Origin of the sequence: Pseudokineococcus marinus (assembly GCF_013004605.1) — a bacterium.
GTDB lineage: Bacteria > Actinomycetota > Actinomycetes > Actinomycetales > Quadrisphaeraceae > Pseudokineococcus > Pseudokineococcus marinus.
The window spans coordinates 1-4,899 of the sequence record NZ_JABEMA010000233.1; the positions used below are offsets into that span (position 1 = coordinate 1).

Consider the following 4,899-nt stretch of genomic DNA (forward strand, 5'->3'; position numbering starts at 1 on the left):
CTCGCCGCCCGGCGCGCGCGCCAGGCGCGCTCCCGGCTCGACGCCCTCGCGACGTCGCCCGTCGTCGTCGAGCCGGCGTCACCTGCGCCGCTGCCCGCGTCGTCCGCCCTGGCGGTGCGGGGCCTCGTCGCCGGCTGGGACCCGGCGCGCCCGGCGGCGCTCGACGGCCTCGACCTCGACGTCCCCGACGGCGGCCGCGTCGCCGTGCTCGGGCCGTCGGGCTCGGGCAAGTCGACGCTCGTCGCCGTCCTCACCCGCCTGCTCGACCCGCGGGCGGGCGAGGTGCGGCTCGGCGGCGTCGACGTCCGCACGCTGGCCGGGGACGACGTCCGCCGCCGCGTCGCCGTCGTCGGCGACCACGGCGACCACCTCTTCGCCTCGACCCTGCGCGAGAACCTCCGGCTCGCCCGCCCCGGCGCGACGGACGCCGAGCTCGTCGCCGTCCTCGAGCGGGTCCGCCTGGGGGACTGGCTCTCCCGCCTGCCCGCGGGGCTCGGCACGTGGCTCGGCGAGGGCACCGTCTCGGGGGGCGAGCGCCGTCGTCTCGCCGCGGCGCGGGCCCTCCTCGTCGACCCGGCGGTGCTCGTCCTCGACGAGCCGACCGAGGGGCTCGACGAGGCGACGGCCGAGGCGCTCGTCGCCGACCTCCTCGACGCCGCCTCCGGCCGCGGCGTCCTCCTGCTCACCCACCGGCCCGAGGGGCTCGACCGCGTCGACGTCGTCCACCGCCTCGGCGCCGGGGCGGTGGCCGCCCTCCCCTGACGGAGAAGGGCGACGAACTCCGTCCCGGAGGCGGCCCTGAGCGGAGAAAGGCTACGAACTCCGTCCCGGAGGCCGCCCTGAGCGGAGAAAGGCTACGAAGTCCGTCTCCGGCGCCCCCGGCGGCGGCGCGTCAGTCGACGATCGCGCCGGGGTTCATCTGCCCCTGCGGGTCCACCGCGGCGAAGAGCTCGCCGAGCATCGCGCGCCCGGCGGGGGAGATGTCCTCCGCGAGCCACTGCGCGTGCTCGGTGCCGACGGCGTGGTGGTGCGAGAGCGTGCCGCCGGCGTCGACGAAGGCCTGCTGGATCGCGCCCTTGACGACGTCGTACTCCACGAGCGGGGTCTCGCTCACCTGCTGGAAGGCGAAGGTGAAGTACAGGCACGCGCCGCCGTGGTAGCTGTGCGACAGGTGGCACATGATCCAGCCCTGGACGCCGACCCGGGCGAAGGCGCGGTCGGCCTGCTCGCGCACGTGGCGGTAGAGCGGCAGGAGGGTCGACCACGACGCCGCGGTGTCCGAGACGTCGGCGAGGGCGCCGCGGTCGAGGATGTAGTCGCGGATGTACGGGGTGTCGAACTTCTTCTGGTCGTAGAGCGTGCCCGGGCCCTTGCCGACCACGATCCCGCCGTGGGCCTTGACGATCTTCTTGACGACCGCCTGGTTCGCCTTGACGGCGTCGGCGCCGCCCTCGAAGCCGACGAAGGACAGGCAGATCGCGTCGAGATCCCACCCGCGGCGCTTCAGCACGGTCTTGAGCCCGGAGCTGACGAGGTGCGAGACGCCGCGGCTGCGCTTGCCGGTCGCGAAGGAGAACGCCGTCTCGTTCGCGTCGGACACCCGCGTGAGCACGGTGGAGGCGTCGCTCGCGGCGATGTCGCGCATCGCGGCCAGGCCCGCCTCGAACGAGGGGTAGAAGTAGCCGAGGATCTGCCGGTTCTCCGGCAGGCGGTGCACCTGCACCCACGCCTCGGTGATGACGCCGAGGCGCCCCTCGGAGCCGATGAGCATGTCGCGCACGCTCGGGCCCGTGGCCTCGCTCGGCACCGGGCGGGTGGCGACGACGCGGCCCGGCTGGACGACGCGCAGCGCGCGGGTGAGGTCGGCGATGTCGCCGTACTTGTCGGACTGCGCCCCGGACGAGCGCGTGGCGATCCAGCCGCCGAGCGTCGAGTGCGTGAAGGAGTCAGGGACGTGGCCCATCGTCCAGCCGCGCGCGCCCAGCTGGTCCTCGAGGTCGGGGCCGAGGACGCCGGCCTGCACGCGCGCCAGGCGCGAGTGCTCGTCGACCTCGAGCACCCGGTTCATCCGGCCCAGGTCGAGGGAAACGACGGGGCGCTGCTCGTCGGCCCGCGGGTGCAGGCTGCCGGAGATGCTGCTGCCGCCGCCGAAGGGGATGAGCACGGCGCCGGCGTCCGCCACGGCGTCGACGACGGCGCGGACGGCGTCCTCGTCACCGGGGTAGACGACGACGTCGGGCGTGCGGGGCAGGTCGCCGGCGCGCAGGCGCAGCAGGTCGCGCAGGCTCTTGCCGTAGGTGTGGACGACGCGCTCCATGGCGCCGGTGTGCACGTGGCCGTCGCCGGCCGCCGTCCGCAGCGCCGCGAGCAGCTCCTCGGGGGCGCGGCTGTCCGGCACCGGCAGCTCGTCGAAGTCGAGCGCGGGGCGGCCCGGGGTGTCGAGGTCGACGCCGACCTTCTCGAGCACGAAGGGCTGCAGCTTCGGCTTGTCGCGGTGGTCGAAGCTGACGCCCTCGCGGCCCCAGCCCCACCACTTCATGTGCTGGACGCCGCTGCCGCCGTCGCCCTCGCGGGCGTCCTGCGCGGCCTGGTCGGTGCGCGGCGAGCGCCCGGGGGCGTCGAGGGGGGTGGTCTGCGGCGCCGCGTCGTCCATGGGGCTCATGATGCCCCCGCGCCGGGGCGCCCCTCGTCTCGGCCCGGTCCGGGCGTCGTCGAGGCGTCGTCCTCCGCGGGGAGGGACGCCTCCGCCGGGTCGGCCGCCCGCCGCCCCTCGGTCTCGACGACGGCGACGACGCCCGGGCCGCCCTCGCCCTCGCCGTCGGCCTCGTCCTGCCCGAGCACGAGCCGCTCGACCGCGAGGGCCACCCGCTGCGTCAGGGCCCGGGCGTTCTCGCCCTCGCGCGGGTGCAGCGGCTCGCCGACGACGACCTTGACGGGCGGGCGGCCGGGCAGCGGCCAGCTGCGGCCGCGCGGCATCGCGGCGTAGGCCCCGACGAGGGCGACCGGCACCACCGGGACGCCGCGCGTGACGGCCAGCGCCGCCGCGCCGACCTTGAAGGGGGCCATGGAGCCGTCGCGCGAGCGGGTGCCCTCGGGGAAGAGCAGCAGGGGGACGCCCTCGTCGAGCAGCTGGGCGGCGAGGCCGCGGTGGCTGCCCCGGGTGCCCCCGCGGTCGACGGGGAAGGCGTTGAACACCAGGCCGGTGATGCGGGCGCGCCACCGCGCGTCGAAGAAGTAGTCGGCCGCCGCGGCGACGGCGAGCCGCTGGCTCACGCGCGGCGGCAGCGCCCCGAGGACGAGGGGCGCGTCGAGGTGGCTCGAGTGGTTGGCGACGACGACGAAGGGCGTCGGCAGGTCGCGGACCCGCTCGGCGCCCTCGACCTCGACGGAGACCACCGACCGCACGAGCGGGCGGAGGACGAGGCGCTGGAGGACGAAGCGGGCGCCGTCCACCGCCCACGCTGCGGTGCGCGACATGTCGGGCAGCCTACGGACCGAGGCCTCCGCCGCCGCGCGCGCCGAGCCCTGGGCCGCGCGGCCCGCCCGCTCGGCGTGGCGCACGGCCATGCGGGCTCGCGCGGCGCCCCCGGGGGCCGGGCGCCGCCCGTGCCGGTCGCCCGCTCCGGGGCCCCTCACGACAGCTGCTCCACGACCCAGTCGACGCACGCCGTCAGGGCCTCGACGTCGGCGGGCTCGACGGCGGGGAACATGCCGACGCGCAGCTGGTCGGGCCCGAGGGCGCGGTAGGGGTCGACGTCGACGACGCCGTTGGCGCGCAGCACCGCGCGCACGGCCGTGGCGTCGACCGGCGCGAGCACGTCGACCGTGCCGACGACCGGGGAGCGGTGCGCCGGGTCGGCGACGAAGGGCCGCGCCCACTCCCGCGCCTGCGCCCAGGCGTAGAGGTGGCCGCTGGAGGCCGCCGTGCGCTCGGCGGCCCACGCGAGGCCGCCCTGCTCGAGCAGCCACTCGAGCTGGTCGACGAGGAGGGCGAGGGTGACGACGGCCGGCGTGTTGAGCGTCTGCTCCTTGCGGCTCGCCTCCAGGGTCAGCGGGAAGGACAGCGACGCCGGCGTCCAGCGGCCGAGCGCCGCGACCTCCTCGGCCCGCGCCAGCGCGGCGGGGGAGCAGACGGCGAGCCACAGCCCGCCGTCCGAGGCCAGCGCCTTCTGGGGGGCGAGGTAGTAGACGTCGGTCTCGGCGAGGTCGACGGGCACGCCCCCGGCGGCCGACGTCGCGTCGACGACGACGAGCGCGTCGGCGTCGGCGCCCTCCGGCCGGACCACGGGGGCCACGACGCCGGTGGACGTCTCGTTGTGCGCGTAGGCGTACGTGTCGACGCCCGCGCGCGCCTGCGGGACGGCGAGCGACCCGTGGGGCGCGCGGACGACGTCAGGCTCGGCGAGGAAGGGCGCGGCGGCCAGCGCCGCGGCCAGCTTGGCGGTGAACTCCCCGTAGACGCAGGCCTGCGCGCGCTCGCGGACGAGCCCGACGGTGAGGACGTCCCAGAACAGCGTCGACCCGCCGTTGCCGAGGACGACCTCGTAGCCGTCGGGCGCGCCCAGCAGGGCGGCGAGGCCCTCGCGGGCGCGGCGGACGAGGTCCTTGACGGGCGCCTGCCGGTGCGAGGTGCCGACGACGGTCCGCGCTATCCCGGTGAGCGCGGAGACCTGGGCGGGGCGGACCTTGCTCGGCCCGGACCCGAAGCGCCCGTCGGCGGGCAGCAGCTCCGCGGGGATGCGCAGGTCGGGCGCGCGCACGTCGGCCGGGGTCGTCACGGCGGGCATCTTGGCGCACGCGCGCCGCGACGGCGGGGTGGCGTCCGCCACGTGCGCGTCGGCCGGGCGGCGCGGGCGCCCGCTGCGGGGGAGCGGTGCGCCGAGGACGCGGTGCACCGCG

The 4,899-nt window shown here is 77.2% G+C and carries 4 protein-coding genes; 1 reads left to right on the top strand and 3 read right to left on the bottom strand.

The features are described from left to right. Positions 1-762, top strand: a 762-nt coding sequence (locus HLB09_RS12890) for an ATP-binding cassette domain-containing protein (RefSeq protein WP_171203757.1), incomplete at its 5' end; no start/stop codon positions are given. A 130-nt stretch (positions 763-892) separates the two neighbouring features. Here HLB09_RS12890 and HLB09_RS12895 read toward each other — a convergent pair. The 3 genes from HLB09_RS12895 to serC form a co-directional block, all read right to left on the bottom strand. Continuing rightward, on the bottom strand, positions 893-2,653 hold the full coding sequence (locus HLB09_RS12895; RefSeq protein ID WP_171203758.1) for an FAD-binding oxidoreductase: 1,761 nt from the start codon (positions 2,651-2,653) through the stop codon (positions 893-895). Between the two features lie 5 nt (positions 2,654-2,658). Further along, complete coding sequence (locus HLB09_RS12900; RefSeq protein ID WP_171203759.1) at positions 2,659-3,477, bottom strand: lysophospholipid acyltransferase family protein; 819 nt, start codon at positions 3,475-3,477, stop codon at positions 2,659-2,661. Between the two features lie 155 nt (positions 3,478-3,632). Beyond that, the gene (serC, locus tag HLB09_RS12905; protein ID WP_171203760.1) at positions 3,633-4,787 is read right to left on the bottom strand and encodes a phosphoserine transaminase; all 1,155 of its coding nucleotides are present in this window, start codon (positions 4,785-4,787) and stop codon (positions 3,633-3,635) included. Positions 4,788-4,899 lie beyond the last annotated feature (112 nt).